General features: G+C 46.8%; 16 protein-coding genes. 14 read left to right on the top strand and 2 right to left on the bottom strand.

Translation table 11 applies throughout. The features are described 5' to 3' along the window. Positions 1-196 precede the first annotated feature (196 nt). The 10 genes from BK126_RS07640 to BK126_RS07595 all read left to right on the top strand — a co-directional run bounded on the left by BK126_RS07640 (position 197) and on the right by BK126_RS07595 (position 12,068). Positions 197-1,783 carry a PucR family transcriptional regulator gene (locus BK126_RS07640; protein ID WP_076311991.1) on the top strand — a complete coding sequence of 529 codons (1,587 nt, stop codon included), beginning with the start codon at positions 197-199 and terminating at the stop codon, positions 1,781-1,783. A gap of 141 nt (positions 1,784-1,924) precedes the next feature. After that, positions 1,925-3,187 (top strand): cytosine permease, encoded by a 1,263-nt coding sequence (locus BK126_RS07635; protein ID WP_076311990.1) that lies wholly within the window; start codon positions 1,925-1,927, stop codon positions 3,185-3,187. A gap of 4 nt (positions 3,188-3,191) precedes the next feature. Further along, the gene (locus BK126_RS07630) at positions 3,192-4,295 is read left to right on the top strand and encodes an S-methyl thiohydantoin desulfurase family protein (RefSeq protein ID WP_076311989.1); all 1,104 of its coding nucleotides are present in this window, start codon (positions 3,192-3,194) and stop codon (positions 4,293-4,295) included. After that, entirely contained in the window at positions 4,288-5,841 is a 1,554-nt protein-coding gene (locus tag BK126_RS07625) for a hydantoinase/oxoprolinase N-terminal domain-containing protein (RefSeq protein ID WP_076311988.1), read from the top strand. The genes BK126_RS07630 and BK126_RS07625 overlap by 8 nt, the downstream gene beginning before the upstream one ends. A gap of 281 nt (positions 5,842-6,122) precedes the next feature. Continuing rightward, positions 6,123-7,946, top strand: coding sequence for an APC family permease (locus tag BK126_RS07620; protein ID WP_076311987.1), 1,824 nt, complete (start codon positions 6,123-6,125; stop codon positions 7,944-7,946). 115 nt (positions 7,947-8,061) lie between these two features. Continuing rightward, on the top strand, positions 8,062-8,793 hold the full coding sequence (locus tag BK126_RS07615) for a DUF6081 family protein (RefSeq protein ID WP_076311986.1): 732 nt from the start codon (positions 8,062-8,064) through the stop codon (positions 8,791-8,793). A 204-nt stretch (positions 8,794-8,997) separates the two neighbouring features. Continuing rightward, positions 8,998-9,555: a YdhK family protein gene (locus tag BK126_RS07610; RefSeq protein WP_076311985.1), complete on the top strand. Its 558-nt coding sequence runs from the start codon at positions 8,998-9,000 to the stop codon at positions 9,553-9,555. Positions 9,556-9,711: 156 nt separating this feature from the next. Beyond that, positions 9,712-10,335 carry a sporulation-specific diadenylate cyclase CdaS gene (gene cdaS / locus BK126_RS07605; protein ID WP_076311984.1) on the top strand — a complete coding sequence of 208 codons (624 nt, stop codon included), beginning with the start codon at positions 9,712-9,714 and terminating at the stop codon, positions 10,333-10,335. A 225-nt stretch (positions 10,336-10,560) separates the two neighbouring features. Further along, positions 10,561-11,544 (top strand): ring-cleaving dioxygenase, encoded by a 984-nt coding sequence (locus BK126_RS07600; protein WP_076311983.1) that lies wholly within the window; start codon positions 10,561-10,563, stop codon positions 11,542-11,544. 236 nt (positions 11,545-11,780) lie between these two features. Continuing rightward, entirely contained in the window at positions 11,781-12,068 is a 288-nt protein-coding gene (locus tag BK126_RS07595; RefSeq protein ID WP_076311982.1) for a phage holin family protein, read from the top strand. A 143-nt stretch (positions 12,069-12,211) separates the two neighbouring features. On the opposite strand, the gene BK126_RS07590 is transcribed toward BK126_RS07595, so the two are convergent. Beyond that, entirely contained in the window at positions 12,212-13,960 is a 1,749-nt protein-coding gene (locus BK126_RS07590) for a glycine betaine ABC transporter substrate-binding protein (protein WP_076311981.1), read from the bottom strand. After that, positions 13,953-15,158 carry a quaternary amine ABC transporter ATP-binding protein gene (locus tag BK126_RS07585; protein ID WP_076311980.1) on the bottom strand — a complete coding sequence of 402 codons (1,206 nt, stop codon included), beginning with the start codon at positions 15,156-15,158 and terminating at the stop codon, positions 13,953-13,955. The genes BK126_RS07590 and BK126_RS07585 overlap by 8 nt, the downstream gene beginning before the upstream one ends. A gap of 372 nt (positions 15,159-15,530) precedes the next feature. Here BK126_RS07585 and BK126_RS07580 point away from each other — a divergent pair, with 372 nt between their 5' ends. The 4 genes from BK126_RS07580 (at position 15,531) to BK126_RS07565 (ending at position 19,565) form a co-directional block, all read left to right on the top strand. Continuing rightward, positions 15,531-16,094 (top strand): GbsR/MarR family transcriptional regulator, encoded by a 564-nt coding sequence (locus BK126_RS07580; RefSeq protein WP_076311979.1) that lies wholly within the window; start codon positions 15,531-15,533, stop codon positions 16,092-16,094. 187 nt (positions 16,095-16,281) lie between these two features. After that, a complete protein-coding gene (locus BK126_RS07575) occupies positions 16,282-17,520 on the top strand; it encodes an outer membrane lipoprotein-sorting protein (protein WP_076311978.1) in 1,239 nt (412 codons plus the stop codon). Between the two features lie 339 nt (positions 17,521-17,859). Continuing rightward, entirely contained in the window at positions 17,860-19,056 is a 1,197-nt protein-coding gene (alr, locus tag BK126_RS07570; protein WP_076311977.1) for an alanine racemase, read from the top strand. A gap of 227 nt (positions 19,057-19,283) precedes the next feature. After that, complete coding sequence (locus tag BK126_RS07565) at positions 19,284-19,565, top strand: CopG family ribbon-helix-helix protein (RefSeq protein ID WP_047912143.1); 282 nt, start codon at positions 19,284-19,286, stop codon at positions 19,563-19,565.

Raw genomic sequence — 19,565 nt, 5'->3', positions numbered from 1 at the left:
TTTTTTTGCTGTTGAATAGCTCTCAGTAATATCTATAACCAACCAAGCAAAGATATATTTATTATGTTTTATGTTAAAAATGAATTGGAGAGAGAGGGTGGTGCTGGATTTCTGTGGGCTTGTGGTCACTCTTATCGTAATCATGTTATCATCGAATTAATTCAGATCAAGCAAATGCATAAGTGTGGTGAGGCTAATGGGGGTAACCGTTAAAGAAATATTGCAATTGCCCTCCTTCCGAGGGGCGAAGGTGCTGACCGGACACAGTAATGTGGAACGGACCGTTTCCTCCTTGTCTGTACTGGAGGTGTCGAATGCCGACTTCTCCTCACAGATCGTAAATTCCGTTCAGAAGGAATGGTATGCAGAGGAGCTCGTAATTAGCTCCTTATTTTCAATTAAAGACAGTATTGAAAAACAGTGTGAAACGATTCAGTATCTGCATGACCTTGGAGAGGTCGGCCTGATTCTATATTATGTGGGCATTGTTATGCCGGAGATATCAGATGAGCTGCTGGAGTTCGCGGAATCCCGAAATTTCATGATTATCTGTATGCCGGAGAACGATTATACATTGCGGTATAACGAAGTCATCTATGAAGTGATGGAAGCGGTTGTACTAAGCCAGCAGACGATCAACGATAATTTTGTGAATGAGTCGCTAGAGAAGGTATCGCTGCTGCCAGAGCATTCCCGCAGTGTGGAAATGACGCTCAAGCTGTTATCTGACCGGCTGAAGGCCAACCTGGTACTGACGAGCAGTAGTTTGGATATGATCAACCGGGTCATGTGGCCCCGTAACTCAACCCTTGACGTCTCGCGAATGATTCGGGAATACGCACCTCAGCTGACCCATGGCAGAATGAAGGCAGAAGAAGTGGAATCTGCCGGCTATATTGAGCATCGAAGTGTTCATCAGAAGAACGGAGAGACACTGTTTCTTTTTGTGATCAAGGAAAATGCCAAATTACCGCCCAAGACGACAGACAAAATTGGTGAGGTCGTGCAGGTGGCGATCAATCTGTGGGGGGACAAGCATAACGAGGTCAGCGAATACGCGCTCGTCAAAGCGATCATTAATGATGAGAGCGAGAAGATGCGCAGACTGGCGCATCAGCTGCATATTGATGTGTCTGCTATTCAAATGATGTGGCTCGTATCGGTACAGGATTTATCGGAGGAAAAAAAGATCCGCGAGGAGCTTGAGGAATATCTCGCCCAATATTATAAGACGGCTGTGATCCAGACGATGGAGCATGGTATTGTCGTTCTCCTTGGAAATTGCTCATATAAATACAATGAATACGAAATTGCAGCGGAATATATGGAGGCAGCACGTTATTCCTCTTCGATCTCCAAGATCATCTACGCACCGAGAATGAAGAACACGACCGATGTGCGCCGGATGTATCAGCTCGTGAATCAGGTCGGCAAGAAGGTACACCTGATCTACAATCATCGCAAGCTGTATACGGCTGCGGAGATCCGCTCGATGAAGCGGGCGATTGACCTCAGCGTGCAGGGAGAAGAGGTAATCGAGGAGTGGCTGTCCGTCATTGCTCCTGTACTGGAGGATTCCGAATCAATCAGGACACTGACGACTTATCTGCTGGATGCGAAGGGGAATCTTGATGACTGTGCCAAGCTGCTCTATGTGCATAAAAATACGGTGAAGTATCGAATCAAGAAGATCAGTGAGCACATCGGTTACGACATTACGATGAACTCTGAATTTTATGATGTGTATCTTGCGTGCATGATTTATCGGTTAATCAACAGCTGAACTTCAATCCAATGAATCCGGGTTTTTGTCGAATTAGACAAAAATTCGGATTTTTCTTTTTATTTCTGAAAAAGACGGCGCACCCCTTCTTCTTTTACAATGAGAAAAATCAATTTGAAACAAAGAACGGAGGGGGAAGCGATGAAGAACGAAAAAGCAAATCAGTCCTGGTTCACGCTTGGCATCGTGTGGGCGGGTGCCATGATCAGCATTCCGGGACTTCTCGTCGGCAACACCCTGATTACAGGGATGAGCATGTCAAAGACTTTACTGGTTACTCTGGTGGGATATTCAATTATTGTCGCCATTATGATTCTGCAGGGCATTCAGAGCACGGATTTAGGTAAATCAACGGTTCAGGTGGCAAGCCAGGTATTTGGCAAAAAAGGGTCACGGACCGTTCTCTCCATTCTTCTCACCATTGCCTGTCTCGGCTGGTTTGGTATTCAGGCTAATGTGTGTGGGGCGGCGCTAGCCAATCTGCTGACGGAATTTGATGTGAATATGCCGGTTCCTGTCGCCTCCTTGATCAGCGGCCTCGTGATGGTCGTATCCGCGATGTATGGAATTAAGGTGCTGCGTGTACTAAGCTATATTGCTGTTCCTCTGCTGGTCGTGCTGTGCGTATATGGCCTCATTGAAGCACTGAATGGGGATACAATGCAGCTGATTGCCGATTACAGACCTGAGCAAAATATGGGCTTTATGGATGGACTGGCTGTAACGATTGGCTCCTTCGCCCTCGGGGCGGTAATTGCAGGGGATTATTCACAGTTCTCGAAGAAGCGTTCTGATGTATGGAAAGCAGCGATCTTCGGCATCATTCCGGCGGGTCTGCTCATGATCGGTGTAGGAGCTGTATTGACGCTGGCTTATCAGACCAATGATGTCACGGCGGTATTTCTCAGCATCGCTACTCCGTTTATCGGCGGAGTTGTCCTAATTCTGGCTGCCTGGAAGACCAATATGGTCAATGCCATTTCCGGCGGATTTGCACTAACTAATGTCTTTAATGTTTCGAAAGAAAAAGAAAAGTGGGCGGTTGGACTGGCCGGATTGATTGGAACACTGCTCGCGGTTATCGGCATCCTGGATTATTTTACGCCTGTCATGTCGGTCTTGTCCGCGATGGTACCGCCTGTAGCCGGGGTGATGATTGCTTCCTACTGGGTGATGAACCGAGGGGATAAGAACAGCTGGAAGGAGACCGAGGGAGTCAATCTCCTCGGCGTATACTCCTGGCTCATTGGCTCGGTAATTGCCTGTATTCCGGTCCTGTTGTCACTCTTCCCGAGCTTGCCGCAGGTATCTAATCAGCCGCTGATCGGCATCGTGATTTCATTTGTTATCTATGTCATTGGATATCGTCTAACCGCTTCAAAGTCTGTCGTACTGGAGGATTAATAAAATGAGATATTTAGATAAAGCTGCGATTGAACATATTGCGATTGGCGCTGCGTTTCTTGGAACAGGCGGCGGGGGTGACCCTTATATCGGCAAACTTATGGCCATATCAGCAATTGAGAAGAATGGACCTGTTCAACTGGTTACGGTTGATGAAATAGAGGATGAAGACTTCTTTATTCCTACGGCAATGATGGGAGCGCCATCGGTCTCGTCTGAAAAGTTCCCCAATGGAGAGGAATTCGTTAAAGTCTTTCAGAAGCTCTCCCAGTACCTGGGCAAGGACAAGATTGCAGGTACTTATCCGATGGAAGCGGGCGGCGTTAACTCGATGATTCCGATTGTCGTTGCAGCCCAGCTGGGTCTGCCTCTGGTCGATTGTGACGGAATGGGCAGAGCCTTCCCCGAGCTGCAGATGGTGACCTTCAACCTGGACGGAATTTCAGCGACGCCAATGGCGATTACGGATGAGAAGGGAAACATCGGTATTTTTGAAACAATCAACAATCGCTGGACCGAGCGTCTTGCGCGGACGGCCACAGTCGAGATGGGGGCAAGCTCACTCGTGAGCCTCTACCCGACGACGGGCTTGCAGATGAAGCAAAGCGGGGTTCATCATATCGTGACGCTCTCTGAGAAGATCGGCCAGATTATAGCGTCCAAACACAAGGATGCCAAGGACAAGCTCAGCGAGCTGCTGACTTTAGTATCGGGATATGAGCTGTTCCAGGGTAAGATTGTTGACGTCATTCGGGAAACCAAGGGAGGCTTCAACCTCGGACGAATAAATCTGGAGGGGATTGAAGCGCATAAAGATGGAATGATGAAGATCCATTTCCAGAATGAGAATCTTATTGCCGAGAAGGATGATGAGGTCATCGCGATGACACCGGATCTCCTGTGCCTGGTGGACTATGAGACGCTGTCTCCAGTAACCACAGAAAGCCTGAAATATGGGAAGCGTGTGCGGGTAATTGGACTTCCATGTGATCATAAATGGAGAACGAAGAAGGGGATCGAAACAGCAGGACCAAGATACTTTGGCTATGACTACGATTATGTCCCAATTGAGGAACTAGTGAACAAGGCGGTGAAGGACCATGTATAGAATCGGAATTGATGTGGGTGGAACGAATACGGATGCCATTTTGCTGGATGAGCATAATCAGCTTCTTCATGCGGTGAAATCTCCGACAAGCCTCGATATCGGATCAGGGATCGAAGCGTCACTCAGAAGCCTGCTTGCAGAGGCGGGGATCGACAAGACCCAAATTACTCATGCAATGCTGGGTACGACGCAGTGTACCAATGCAATTGTAGAGCGCAAGAAACTGGCCAAGGTTGGTGTCATCCGCTTGGGTTATCCAGCGACTGCCTCCGTTCCTCCTTATACGGCCTGGCCGCAGGATATGATGGAGGAGCTGTCCGGCCTGTATGCTCTCGCTCACGGCGGTTATGAGTATGACGGACAGGTGCTGGGAGAGGTTGACGAAGCAGAAATTGCAGCACTTCTAAGGGAATGGCAGGATAAAGTTGAAGCGATTGCGGTTATTGGCGTATTTTCTTCTATTAAGAATGATCAGGAGCTGCAGGTGCGGGACCTCATTCACAAGGCTTATGGAGACGCCTTCCCGGTATCCTGTTCTTCCTTGATCGGCTCCGTAGGACTCATTGAGCGTGAGAATGCAGCGATTCTGAACGCTGCCTTGTGTAAGGTTATTAAGACGACCACAGAAGGATTTGTCCATGCTCTGGCGGAGGAGGGGATTACTTCTGCACAAGTGTTCTTGTGTCAAAATGACGGAACTCTCATGTCCATAGACTATGCGAAGCAGTTCCCTATCCTTACGATTGCCTGCGGACCGACGAACAGCATACGAGGCGCTTCCTATCTGGCGCAGATCAAGGACACGATGGTGCTGGATGTGGGAGGAACAACTTCGGATATCGGAGTATTGCAGGACGGATTCCCAAGAGAATCCTCCGTAGCGGTAGAAGTTGGCGATATTCGGACGAACTTCCGGATGCCGGACATCATCTCTGTTGGGCTCGGCGGCGGAAGCATTGTTCGTGTCAATGAGAGCGGCAAGATTACGGTGGGACCCGACAGTGTCGGTTACCGGATTGGAGAAGAAGCGCTTGTCTTTGGCGGCAAGACGCTGACGACGACAGATATTGCTGTACGGCTGGGGCTGGCCGACGTTGGCGATCCATCGCTTGTCGCTCACCTTGATGAGGGCTTTGCGAGATCGGTTCAAGCCGAAATCTCCCTCATTCTGGAGCAGGCAATTGATAAGATGAAGACCTCCTCTGACGATGTAAGACTTGTGCTTGTCGGCGGCGGCAGTATTATTGTCCCGGACAGCATCCGCGGTGTAGCAAGCATGATCAAGGTGCCGAATGGCGGTGTTGCCAATGCGATTGGAGCATCGATTGCCCAGATCAGCGGTCAGTACGAGCAGATCTATATTTATTCAAGAGAGCCGCGCGAGTCTTCGCTTCAGGATGCCCGGGAGAAAGCAGTGAAGCAGGCGGTGCTTGCAGGAGCTGCAGAGGATACGATTGAATTGGTTGAAGTGGAGGAAACGCCGCTGGCTTATCACCCTGAGAATGCAACAAGACTCCGAGTGAAAGTCGTAGGTCAGATGAGATAAGATAAGAGAGGTTTCTATGTGGAAGGGTATGACTTTCCGTAGAAGCCTCTTTTTTATGTAATTATATGCATAAGGTAGTGAGTGTGAGATTTCATTAAATAGAGCTGATTCATAACGCTTTCATCGCCGTCATTGGTCATAAATGAATCTATACGGCATTAAGTTGAGAGAATTGAATTTTACAGCGATTGCACGGAGGATTTATTCTTATCAAGCGAATATCATTTATGAATTCGCAAACTGCTGGGCAATCTATTACATAAAAATGGCGGTGAACACCATTGTATAACTTGAAACGGATATTAATCGGTCGTCCATTGAAATCGCATGAAGCCGGAGAGCAGAAGCTCAATAAGAAGAAGGCTCTCGCCATATTGTCCTCTGATGCGTTATCTTCTGTAGCTTACGGCCCGGAGCAGATCTTATTAGTTCTCGTTACCGTCAGTACGCTGGCTTTCTGGTATTCCATCCCGATTGCGGTAGGGGTCTTGATTCTGCTCGCTGCACTTATTTTGTCGTATCGTCAGATTATTTTTGCTTATCCGCACGGCGGCGGGGCTTATGTCGTGTCCAAGAGCAATCTGGGCACGTATCCCGGTCTTATTGCGGGCGGATCGCTGCTTGTTGATTACATCTTGACTGTCGCGGTAAGTGTGTCAGCAGGTACGGATGCGATCACCTCTGCTGTCCCGGCGCTGCATGCTTATAAAGTATGGATCGCCGTGCTGTTCGTCCTGATCTTGACCGTGCTGAATTTGAGAGGTGTTACAGAATCAGCCTCCGTGCTTGCTTATCCGGTGTACCTGTTTGTCATCGCCCTCTTCATTCTGATTGGGGTTGGGTTGTTTAACATCGTAACCGGAAAAGTCTCACCTGAGCTGCATACGCCAATCGGAACCCCTGTAGCGGGGATCAGCTTGTTCTTGCTGCTAAGGGCGTTCTCATCAGGATGTTCTGCATTGACCGGGGTTGAAGCAATTTCGAACGCGATACCGAATTTCAAAGATCCGGCACCCTCTAATGCGGCCAAGACCCTAATGGCAATGGGAACGCTGCTGGCTATTCTGTTCTCGGGAATTATAATTCTTGCTTATTATTACGGCATTCGTCCCTTGGCAGAGGTAACGGTGGTGTCCCAGATTGCGGAGCATACCTTCGGGCGTAATCTGATCTATTACTTCATTCAGGGAACGACGGCTTTAATTTTGATATTGGCGGCCAACACCGGCTATTCCGCGTTTCCGCTGCTTGCGGTCAATTTGGCAAAGGACAAATTTATTCCCCGGATGTTTACCGTCAGGGGAGATCGATTAGGGTATTCGAACGGTATCATTATCCTTGGACTGCTGTCTATCGTATTAATTATCGTATTTGGGGCAAATACAGAGGGGCTCATCCCGCTCTATGCTGTTGGTGTATTCATTCCCTTCACCTTGTCTCAGACCGGCATGATGGTCAAATGGATCCGGGAGAAGCCGCCGGGCTGGGGAGGCAAGCTGACGATCAACACCATTGGTGCTCTCATCAGTTTTGTCGTAGTGCTGGTATTCTTTATGACGAAATTTTCTCAGGTATGGCCTGTTCTGATCTTTTTGCCGGTCATGCTGTTTATATTTTATCAAATCCGGAAGCACTATGATGTGACTGCAGAGCAGCTGAGACTGTCTACCTGTGAGCCCGCTATGCACGTGGAAGGGAATGTCATTATTCTGCCAGTTGCAGGCATTACCCATGTCGTAGAGAATTCGCTTAATTATGCCAAGGCATTGTCAGCTCATCAGATTATTGCTGTGTATGTATCGTTTGACAGAGAAGATGAGGCGGCGTTTGAGAAAAAGTGGAAGGAGTGGCAGCCTGACATTCGGCTGGTTACACTGTACTCTCCATATCGAAGTATTATCAATCCGCTCTCGAAGTTTATTGATATCATTCAGCACAAGGCAAAAGAAACAAACTACGAGGTCACTGTTATTATACCGCAATTTATTCCGAAAAAAGGATGGCAGCATGCGCTGCACAATCAATCGAGTCTCATGATCCGCACTTATCTGCTGTATCGGAAGAATGTCGTTGTTGCAACGGTTCCTTATCATCTGAAAAAATAAAGAGGGTTAGAATGCATTCGTGTATTGGGCAGGAATTAATCTCGATAATCCTTTATACTAGAAGGGTATGGGCATTTGAGACCCAATTCAGATATATAGAAAGAAGGATCAATCAATGGAGCAGCAGCGCGTTTTTGGAGATTTTCACTCCATTTTAGATGAAGGTAAAGTGTGGAAGATTGGAGGATTCGCCCTTCCGGACGGAACGTTCTGGGAGTACAGGGAGCCGGATGCGGTGGTCATCGTACGGAACGGAATATTATATGTACGGGCACCACTGAGCCGCCAGCATGACCAGGTTCAGATCCTCGATAATGCGAAGCATATGTATTATTCTGCTGAGGAAGTTGAAGTGCCGGAATCCGGTGAAGTCACATTTGAGCTGCAGATTCGTGCGCGTACAAGAGGAACGGTTCCGGGAGACTTTTATGATGGCTATGTATCCTTGAATCTGCTCGATTTCAGCACTGGTGCAGCACTCGACTTTTTTGCGAACAATGAGCAGTTCTGCAGTGTATATGCGATTCTTCCGTTCCCGGGCGTGAAGGTGCCTGAATCGGACAAGACCCGTTACTTCAGCATTTTTAAAGAGGATGACGCTCACTTTAAGCCTCAAGAGTTCAACACGTATACCATTACGTATAACCGTGCTAATGATGAAGCTGTATTCCTGGTCAATGGTCACGAGGTTCGCCGCGAAACGGGCATTCCGGTCAAAATGAACAAATTTACGATTGCGCTCGGCATTATGACAGAGAAGGATTTGTCTCCGGAAGGCAGCGTATCTGTTCATGGACAGACTGTTATCGCCGAGTATTCTCCAGTGACCGTAACGATTAAGGAATAGACAGCGTGAGTTCCATATCGTAACCTCTTTAACAGCCTTTGTTCCTTTGGAACGAAAGGCTGTTTTATTTTTAGCGGGCATATGTAGTACAGGTTGTACGATCTGACCCCAGGCAAAATAAGCAAGGATAATATAATGTTTGAATTATACCCCTATAGGGTATATTATAAATGCATCAAAGACATTAGACGAGGTGAATGAAATATGAAAAAACAACTGGCACTAATCGGAATTACAGCCATGCTCATCATGAGCGGATGCGGCAATACTGGCGACAGCAATTCAAACGATGCTGCAGACACAGCGGCGCACCAAGATCATTCGGCCATGAATCATTCTTCGTCAGGTGACGTTCCTGAAGGTTTAAAGGAAGCGTCAAATCCGAAATATAAAGTAGGGGAAACGGCACAGATCACTACAGACCACATGTCAGGCATGAAGGGAGCAGAAGCTACCATAACCGGAGCGTTTGACACGACCGTTTATACGGTTTCATATACACCTGTTAACGGTGGAGAGCAAGTAACGGATCATAAGTGGGTCATCCATGAAGAAATCCAGGATGCGGGCAGCGAACCGTTTACACCAGGCAGCGAGGTCGTGCTGCTCGCCGATCATATGGAAGGGATGAAAGGGGCAGAGGCCACGATCGATACGGCTAAGCAAACCACCGTATATATGGTTGATTTTACTCCAACTACGGGCGGTGAGCCTGTCACAAACCATAAATGGGTCACGGAAGAAGAACTGGCTGCAATGTAAATTTACCGGTTTAATGATGTTCCGACAAATGCCTGCGATACAGGACATACTCCTGATGCGCAGGCATTTCTAATATTCTCACCTGAATAACTTCACAGTTACACGGGGAAATCTATTAGGGACAAATATATCTAATGAAGGAGCCATGAAGCAATAATGGATACACTCGAACCGGCACTGCCAGAAGCGATGAAAAATCAATTAAATAATCAGCTGCATCTGCTGATGGATGGCATCCATCGTGTGCTTGGCACCATAGAGGAGAATCAGTGCTGTATTCTGAATCAATTCGAGCAGATGAACCAGCAGTTCCGGGCTATTCATACCATTGCTGCCTCTTACTACTTACGAACTTATCTTGAGCCGTTTACTGATCATTATGCGACGCTGGCAACAACTGTGCAGCATTTATCAGAGCGAAGACATGGAGCGCTCATTGCCATTCGAAGAAAGGACGAGATCAAACCGTTTGTCCATTCTGGCATTCCGATCAATGCGATTCTTTCCTTCTCACTGATGGAGTCTATATTTTACCCGGGGAATCCACTGCATGACGGCGGGGTGGTTGTGGATAAGAATGTGATTCTCTCCGCAGGCAATATTTATCCTACCGCACAGTTTTATGAAGGCGAGGAGATGCTGGGCACACGTCATCGCGCGGCCATTGGACTGACCGAACGAACGGACTGTCTTGTACTGGTCGTTTCCGAGGAGACAGGGCGTGTGTCCTTTGCTATTCAGGGTAAGCTCTATCCGGTTCAGCCGAACGGCTTGCTGTAGCAGGAGAAACTGCTGTATGCTGTGCGATTGGTTTTGCCATAATGGGCTTGACAACATATCAGTTTAGTTATAAACTAATAAACATAGTAGCAGAGAAACAAAACCTTGCTTCATAAGAAATTATCTTAATTTTAAAATACTTTATTTAGATTATTTTCAAAAATCTCATTTATTGAGTGAGGAATTTGATCCCTGTTTAACATATTTAACTAAGGAGATGACATGATGAATCATTTAAAAGGAATCCATCACGTAACGGCAATCACCAGCAATGCGGAGAAGAACTATGAGTTCTTCACTTATGTTCTCGGCATGCGTCTCGTCAAGAAGACGGTTAACCAGGACGATATCCAGACCTATCATTTGTTCTTCGCAGATGACAAGGGGAGTGCGGGAACGGACATGACATTCTTCGATTTTCCCGGCATTCCGCAAGGCAAGCATGGTAATGATGAAATTTACAAGTCTTCATTCCGGGTGCCGAGCGATGCAGCGATTGATTATTGGGTCAAGCGGTTTGACCGCCTTGGTGTCAAGCATACCGGGGTGAAAGAACAATTCGGTAAGAAAACATTGTCTTTTGTTGATTTTGATGATCAGCAGTACCAGCTGATTTCGGATGAGTATAATAAGGGAGTGGCATCGGGAACACCTTGGCAGAATGGACCCATTCCTCTTGAGTATGCCATTACGGGTCTCGGACCGATCTATATTCGTCATGCCCAGTTCGATTACATTAAAGAATTGATGGAGCGGGTACTCTTATTCAAGGAAATTGCTGCTGAAGGCTCACTACATTTATTCGAGGTGGGTGAAGGAGGCAACGGAGCACAGGTTGTCGTTGAACATAATACGATACTTCCGCCCGCACGCCAAGGGTACGGAACCGTTCATCATGCTGCATTCCGCGTAGAGAACCGTGCCGTGCTTGAAGAATGGATTGAGCGGATGTCGAGCTTTGGATTTACAACCTCAGGTTATGTGGATCGGCATTTCTTCGAATCGTTATATGCAAGAGTAACACCGCAGATTCTATTTGAATTTGCAACAGACGGTCCTGGCTTCATGGGAGATGAACCTTACGAGACATTGGGAGAGAAGCTGTCCTTGCCACCATTCCTTGAGCCGCACCGTGAACAAATTGAGCAAGATGTACGTCCGATTAACACGATGCGAAGCGACCGTGTAATTGACAAGGAATATGAGTAACGATCGTTAACGGATACTAGCTATATAAATAATGATGCCTTTCTATAGATGCCTCTTTCCTTTATCAAAGGAAGGGGGCTTTCTTCTTGTTTATATTCACTAATAATCGTCCCGTAAGGGTTCCCTGATACAGCATGTACTTATTTTCTATCCATTTGCATATATAACGAGTAGAGGAATCCTTGAGTGTTATTTCATTGATTCATATCCTTCAGCGAGATAGGGGGCGGCCCTTAGTGGAATGGAGCGCAATATGGGAATTGATTGACCCGAGACTTGTCGGCGTCGTGGCGGCATGCTGGGTGGTAGGATATATTCTGAAGTCAACACCATCCTTTCCAGATTGGACGATTGTGTATGTCGTTGTCGTCGTAGCCGTCGGTTTGAGTGTATGGATACTCGGTCTTTCGCCTGATTCTGTCATACAAGGTATTCTTGCAGGCGCATTTTCGGTATACGGACACCAGGTGGTGAAGCAGACAAGAAGTGCCAGAAGTGGCTCTGGCTCTGGTGAGAACGAGTAGCAAATAGCAGGATGGCGAATGTCTACGCAAGCAGCAAACAAGGGACTATATATAAATATGTAATCTTGCTCCAGCTGGACATCGATAGAAAAAGCCGCAGTGATCTAGGAAGACCTAGTTCACTGCGGCTTTATGCTGTTAGCCTACTTCAAATCTTCGATGGAATCGATATCCATGTAAGCAGGTACGGTAAGACCTGTCTTGGCACCTTCCAGGTTGACACCCAGATCATCAATTTGATCCTTGTATTTCTCCACATAAGCAGCGGATGTTACCGGCAGCCAAGCGGCAAGGGATGCATCTACATCTCCGCTGGCTACACCCTGCCACATGGGTCCCATTTCCACCTGAAGTGAAGTGACATTATATCCGAGCTTCTCGGACAGAATGTAATCGGCGAGGTTGGTACTCGCAATTTCAGAATCCCAAGCTACATAACTGAGCTTGATGGAATCACCGCTGACCGGTGATAGCCCGCTGATCCATTCGTCTACTTTATCTGGATGAGCTTCAGCCCATTCCGCTGCAGCCTCCTCCGCAGAAGCACCATCTTGAATGGCAATCATGATTTCACCCATATCCTCAGGAGTCCATTGGAACCGATCCAGAAACTCATAGGCGGTCGGATGGTCTTCTTGAAGACCTTTACGTGCAACAGTATGAATTTCTTCGGCTTCACCGTAAGACTTCTTCGGATCTTCCAAGTACTTCAGATCATATTTATTAAACATCCAGTGAGGTGTCCAGCCAGTTATAATAATCGGCTGTTCATTCTGGATTGCTCTCTCCAGCATGGCAGTCATAGCGGAACCAGAGCCTTCGACAAGGGTCCAATCGGTCAGCTCATAATCTTCAATGGCTTTATTAGTGGATGCCATAATGCCGGCACCAGGGTCAATTCCGATAATCTCATAATTTACTTCTTCACCAACACTGCCGCTGGCGGCAGTTCCGCCTGTATTCGATCCGCCCACAAAATATTGAGAGAATCCTGCAATCAGTACAATAGCTGCTGCAGCCGAACCGATCCAGATCCGCTGCTTGGAAGTAAGGCGGCTCTTCTTCTTTTGTCCCGGCTTGCCGACGAGGTTCTGTGTAAATCGGTCAAGCACAATAGCAAGAACGACGACAACAAGTCCAGCCTCAAAGCCCTTACCGATTTGAAGCTGTCCTACTGCACGGTATACTTCTGCACCAATCCCTTGCGCACCGATCATGGAAGCAATAACGACCATGGACAGTGACAGCATAATGGTCTGGTTCACACCGCTCATCAGCGTAGGCATGGCAAGCGGGAGCTGTACCTTGAACAGCTTCTGGCTAGATGTAGATCCGAATGCATCTGCAGCCTCAACCAGCTCTTTTGATACCTGACGAATCCCGAGATGGGTCATCCGAATGGTAGGCGGTATAGAGAAGATAACAGAAGCAATAACACCCGGTACAACGCCTAGACTGAAGAAGGTTACTGCCGGAAGCAGGTATACAAAGGCAGGCATCGTCTGCATCAGGTCAAGAATCGGTGTGACGATACGCTCTATAGAACGGCTGTATGCAGACAAAATCCCAAGGGGTACACCGATTACAATAGATATAATACCCGAGGTGACAACAAGCCCAAGTGTATCCATGGACTGAGGCCAGTATCCCAAGTTATAAATAAGCAGGAAGCCGAGTACTGTAAACAGGGCGAGCTTCCATTTACCTAGCAAGTAAGCAATGACTCCTATGATGATGATAAAAAGAATAGGGTGTGGAAGCATAAACAGCCCTGAGAAAAATCCAACGACGCTCTCAATCACGGTTGAAATGAGACGGAAGAATCCGGCAATGGATACATTCAGCCAATCAACAATGGCATCAATCCATTCCGCAATAGGTAACTTAGGCATTTATAGATTCCTCCTTCGTTGCAGATACTTCTCCACCAAGCGCTCCGAGGAGTGCTCCTCTCACAATAACGCCTTCCAGTCTTCCATTCTCATTAACGACGGCAAGGGGAACCTTCGCAGAGCTCGTAATTTCGAACAGTTCATTCATAAGCGTTTCCGGCGGTACTTGAGGACCATCGGTGATTAGAATATCCTGAATGGTTTGTCCATCCTTAGAAGCACGTGCAGCGTCTTCAGCAGTAATAACGCCGAGCAGCTTCTTCGAACGGTCAATAACGAATAAGTTCGAGATCCCTCTTTCACGCATGAGCTCAAGAGCAACACGAGGTCCACGATCCAGAGTAATGGTCTCTGGTCTGCGCATAACATGAGCAGCAGTCAGAACCTTCGACAGATCCACATCCTCCACAAATCGTGCGACGAACGAGTTCGCTGGCTGAATCATGATTTCTTCCGGTGTTCCAATCTGTTCTACTGCACCGTCTTTCATCAGTGCAATTCGGTCCCCGATACGGAGCGCTTCATCCAGATCATGTGTAATGAAGACAATGGTTTTCTTCATCCGATCCTGCAGCTCGAGCAGCTCGTCCTGCATATCACGGCGGATCAGAGGGTCAAGCGCACTGAAGGCTTCATCCATGAGCATGACTTCAGGATCATTGGCCAGTGCTCTGGCGAGACCCACACGCTGCTGCATACCACCACTCAGCTCACTTGGCAGCTTGTCTTCCCAGCCTTTGAGGCCGACAAGCGCCAAAGCTTCTTTGGCTTTTTCGGTACGAACGGATTTATCCACTTTTTGAATTTCAAGTCCATATTCTACGTTATCCAGCACGGTACGGTGCGGCAGAAGCGCAAAGCTCTGGAACACCATGCTGATTGTTTTTCTTCTCACTTCACGGAGCTGTTCTTTGTTCATCTTGCGAAGATCCTTGCCATGAACAAGAATTTCACCGGAGGTGGGTTCAATCAAGCGATTTAGCATTCGCACTAGAGTAGACTTTCCGCTTCCGGACAAGCCCATAATCACAAAGATTTCTCCCTGCTTAATTTCCATATTGACTTGGTTCACACCAACAGTGATTCCTTTTTCTGTGGCCAGCCGTTTCTTGTCCCAGCCTTGACTGAGCAGCTTTGCGCCCTCGCTTGCGCCGGGACCAAACAGCTTGCTGACGTTTCTGACTTCCAGAATGGTCATAGGTACACTCCTTTATTTTTAGCTTGCAGAGCGGATATACACGCTGTGAAGCTTGTTTTCTGAACATAAGCCTTTGCCAGTGTAACAAATAAAATGTATAATTTCAAACGAACATTCAGAACGTAAAGTATGTACAGAAAAAACTGTACGATGTTAGAAGTGCTGTCACATCAAGGTTTAATGTTGTTTTTTGATGTCAATCTAGGGCTGTCGTTTCTTTACTTTTAGTGATGCTTTTTCTAAAATAGATCATGTTATGTTTAGGTGCCTATATTTTGTCCTGAATGGATTCAGTTTATGTCGGTGAGAGAATAAGACCTCTTATCTTGACTCTTTTTAATACCTGACGATTTAGAATGGGAGGTTGCAAGCATGAGCTTGGACCAATTAAATGAACAGCAGCAAGACAAACTAATGAATATTCGCAAGCGCGTAATCCAAACCGTTGGTAAAAATATGGACTTGTATGGACTCAGCTCCTCTTCCGGACATTTATATGGACTGCTTTTTTTTGCCGATAAGCCGATGACGCTGGATGATATGGGACGAGAGATGGAAATGAGCAAGACCAGCATGAGTACAGGCGTACGTAATCTCCTTGATATGAAGATGGTGAATAAGGTATGGAGCAAGGGGTCCCGTAAAGATCAATATGAGGTTGAATACGACTGGCATCAGACGTTTACGGACTATTTTGCGATCAAATGGAGAAAAGCGGCGGAGAGTAATCTGCTTTCTTTCAAGAAGGCCATTGAAGAGATTGAGCGTATGCTCAGAGCGCATCAGGATGACGAACCTCTGAAGGAGGTCCTTATTCAGGATATGGAGAAGATGAAGGCAGCTGTGGCTTATTACAAGTGGCTGAATCGTCTCATTGATACGATGGAATCGGAAAAAATCTTTGAACTGGTTCCTAAGGAAGAAGATCTTAAGTAGCAGCAGCACAGCATACGCAGAGCCCTCAGGGGCTCTTTTTTTTGATGGATTCTTTCCCCTCTAACCAAGGATTTCATTGCTTTAAAAATATGTTTGTCATGCTTGTCAGGCCAGTCTGCATAAATCGAACAAGTCCCTCATAAACATGTATCAATCAGTTGAAATCAGTGTTAAAGGGGATGATGTCATGCGCCGGATATCATGGGTTCTAGCCATGGTTCTGTGCTTTTCGGGTCTGCTTGCGGCTTGTGGACCAAAGGATGCAGATTCAGTAGTAAAGGATTTGAACGAAGTCGTGGGTGGTCTTGAGAGTTATCAGGGATCAGGTGTAATGACCCTCTATTCAGGAGAGGCGCCTCAGGAGTACAAAGTTGAAGTATGGCACCAAAAGCCTTCGTATTACCGTATTGCGCTGACAAATGCCAAGAAGGACATCACTCAGATCGTCCTGCGTAATGATGATGGAGTATTCGTTCTCACACCTAGTCTGAACAAGAGCTTCCGCTTCCAAAGCGACTGGCCGGATAACCAGGGTCAAGTGTATCTGTATGAAACACTGGTTCGCAGCATTATTGGAGACAACACGCGTCAGTTTGTCGATGAGGAAGAAAGCTATGTTTTTGATGTCGCTGCCAACTACAATACGCATTCCCTTGTACGCCAAAAAATTTGGCTGAACAAAGCGGACTATGCTCCGAAGCAGGTATCTGTATCGGATGCCAATGCGAAGGTCGTAGTGGATGTGAAGTTTGACAAATTTGAGTTTGGTACGAAATTCGAGAAAGAAGCCTTTGATATGCAGAAGAATATGTCTGCAAATGCAGGTCAAAGTCAAGCACCTGCCGAAGGTACGATTACCGAGCCTAGCGACAGCGAGAGCGGTGAAGCCGTTCCGCAAGTCAACGAGGAGGTTACAACTCCGGAAGACAATGCAGGGGAGACAGACCCAGGAACCGAATCAGGAACTCCAGAGGCGAATGCCCCGGGTGCTGAGGTGAACAACGAACAAGCTCCTGCGAATGATGCAGCTGAGTCACCTGAAGCTACAGATGAAACAACGGGTGCTATCGATATTCCTGAGCTTGGAGACTTCGGCGTGATCGAGCCTACCTATCTGCCGGAAGGTGTCGATTTCAAAGGCGAGCCGACCATTATGGAGACAGAGGATGATTACGCAGTTATGCTTCGATTCGAAGGAACATATAATTATACCATTATAGAAGCAAGACCTCAGGACCGTGCATCCTCCTATGCGGTAACGAGCCCAGTCGATCTCGGATTCACAATTGGGATGATTACAACGGAACTGCCGAGAACGCTGACCTGGTTTGATGAGGGAATGGAATATAGAATTACGAGCGATGATCTGCCGGAATCCGAAATGGTGAAAATCGCTGCTTCAATGCAGGATCAAACGGGTAAATAATTAGGCAGCGTCTGCTTATTACTAAGAACCAAATCATTTTATATGTAATATAATAAATCAAGCCGTTATTTATGGATGTCTTCCGTAAAATAACGGCTGTTCGCCTCTTTGTGGAACGCTCCATCGGTCTGCTGGAAGAATGAGTAATGGAAATACTTTTAATTGTGCGAAAATAACTCCAGGATTTTTATCTGTGAAGGTATTGGGTATGTTATGAGTGTATCCTCTTTTTTAAAGGTTCCATAATTAGAAACACCTGTATTTGACAGCGGTCTCCCTGTTTTATACGATAAGACTTATTGCTGTAGTGGAAATGTAAATCAGGGAAGGTGACTGCGGGTGCAAGGACAGTATCGCCCGACCCAAGCTGAAATCAACTTGGATCATTTAAGACATAATGTGGATCGTTTTCGTAACGTATTGCCAGAAGGTGTGCTCTTCAGTGCATGTGTGAAGGCTAACGCCTATGGCCATGGAGCAGTGGAAATTGCAAAAGAGCTGGAACGGCTGGATGTGGACTATCTGAACGTTGCCTTTCTGGATGAAGCGCTTGAACTCAGACAGGCAGGTATTCGCTCGCCGATTCTGGTAATGGGATATACACCGCCGGAAGGTATTGAGGTTGCTTACAAGCACCAAATTACGGTTACAGTGTTTAGTGAAGAGGTGCTGCAGAGTATTGAAGCTCTCGAACCTTTCGCATTGGATGATCATCAGGATAACCTATTGAAGGTCCATCTCAAGATTGATAGTGGAATGGGACGATTAGGTGTCATCACAGCGGAAGATGCCGAGCATTATGCTCAGCGCTTGAAACGATTATCTTATGTCATGCTTGAAGGGGCATATACCCATTTTGCCAAGGCGGACGAAGAGGATAAAGCCTATACACTTATACAGTACCAACGATTTATGGATGTGGTGAGTGCACTGCGAAATCAGGGCTACAGCATCCCAATCATACATACGGGGAATAGTGCAGCTGCAATTGATACACCGACGCTGAGTCTGGACATGGTTCGGATAGGCATCAGCCTGTACGGATTATATCCGTCAGCCGAGGTTGATCATAATGCGGTTCACTTGCTCCCAGTGCTGACACTTACGACGAAGATTGTATACGTAAAAGAGGTTCCTGAACACTGGGGTATAAGTTATGGAACAAGATACTACTCGTCCAAGGACGAGAAGATTGGAACCTTGCCTATCGGATATGCAGACGGTTTCTCACGTATGCTCGGCGGTAAGGTAGAAGTATTAGTACGCGGACGCCGCGTTCCAGTCGTTGGTACGATCTGCATGGATCAGTGTATGGTGTCATTACAATCGTTAAATGAAGAACAGGAAGATATTAAAGCAGGTGAAGAGGTTGTTATCATCGGTCAGCAGATGGGCAGTACCATTAGTGCCGACGAACTGGCCTCCAAGCTGGGTACCATTAACTATGAAGTGATCTGTATGCTGGCGAATCGAATTCCGCGTGTGTACATGAGGTCCGGTCAAGTCATATCTCGAGTAAACTCTCTCTTATCCTAAAATTTTCCGGAAATTTTTCGCTTTTGAAAAGAGGATTTTCGTCTAATGTCCGCGAAAAGTGTAGTTATTCGCAAAATGGATGATGTACGTATCATATCATACCGTTTATAATGAGTAATGCATAGTTGATATACGCGGGGCATATATATCCTCTTGTATAAATTTCCTTAAATAACGTTATACTGGTTCACAGTGGCGTAAGGTTTTGTGTGGGGGTGGAAGAGAACTTGACCAATGTACAGAACACCAAACGGATTATGATTAGTTTGCCGGATCATCTCTTACAGGAAGTAGATGGTATTGTAGCAATGGAGAATTCGAACCGCAGTGAATTCATCAGGCAAGCCATGAAGCTGTATTTAAACGAACGGAAGAAGCGTTATATCCGGGAGTCGATGCAGCGCGGCTATATGGAAATGGCCAAGATTAATTTGACCATGGCTTCTGAAGCTTTTCACGCGGAGGATGATGCAGACAGCACTCTGGGCCGCTTAGTGAGCGGGGTGTAA

Source organism: Paenibacillus sp. FSL H7-0326, assembly GCF_001955535.1.
Lineage (GTDB): Bacteria > Bacillota > Bacilli > Paenibacillales > Paenibacillaceae > Paenibacillus > Paenibacillus shunpengii.
The sequence above is the reverse complement of the archived record's forward strand: the minus strand, read 5'-3'. Positions and strand labels throughout refer to the sequence as shown.

Coding starts and splice junctions, on each gene's coding strand:
- BK126_RS07640 (WP_076311991.1), top strand. CDS start 197: ATGGGGGTAACCGTTAAAGAAATATTGCAATTGCCCTCCTTCCGAGGG.
- BK126_RS07635 (WP_076311990.1), top strand. CDS start 1,925: ATGAAGAACGAAAAAGCAAATCAGTCCTGGTTCACGCTTGGCATCGTG.
- BK126_RS07630 (WP_076311989.1), top strand. CDS start 3,192: ATGAGATATTTAGATAAAGCTGCGATTGAACATATTGCGATTGGCGCT.
- BK126_RS07625 (WP_076311988.1), top strand. CDS start 4,288: ATGTATAGAATCGGAATTGATGTGGGTGGAACGAATACGGATGCCATT.
- BK126_RS07615 (WP_076311986.1), top strand. CDS start 8,062: ATGGAGCAGCAGCGCGTTTTTGGAGATTTTCACTCCATTTTAGATGAA.
- BK126_RS07610 (WP_076311985.1), top strand. CDS start 8,998: ATGAAAAAACAACTGGCACTAATCGGAATTACAGCCATGCTCATCATG.
- cdaS (WP_076311984.1), top strand. CDS start 9,712: ATGGATACACTCGAACCGGCACTGCCAGAAGCGATGAAAAATCAATTA.
- BK126_RS07600 (WP_076311983.1), top strand. CDS start 10,561: ATGAATCATTTAAAAGGAATCCATCACGTAACGGCAATCACCAGCAAT.
- BK126_RS07590 (WP_076311981.1), bottom strand. CDS start 13,960: ATGCCTAAGTTACCTATTGCGGAATGGATTGATGCCATTGTTGATTGG.
- BK126_RS07585 (WP_076311980.1), bottom strand. CDS start 15,158: ATGACCATTCTGGAAGTCAGAAACGTCAGCAAGCTGTTTGGTCCCGGC.
- BK126_RS07580 (WP_076311979.1), top strand. CDS start 15,531: ATGAGCTTGGACCAATTAAATGAACAGCAGCAAGACAAACTAATGAAT.
- BK126_RS07575 (WP_076311978.1), top strand. CDS start 16,282: ATGCGCCGGATATCATGGGTTCTAGCCATGGTTCTGTGCTTTTCGGGT.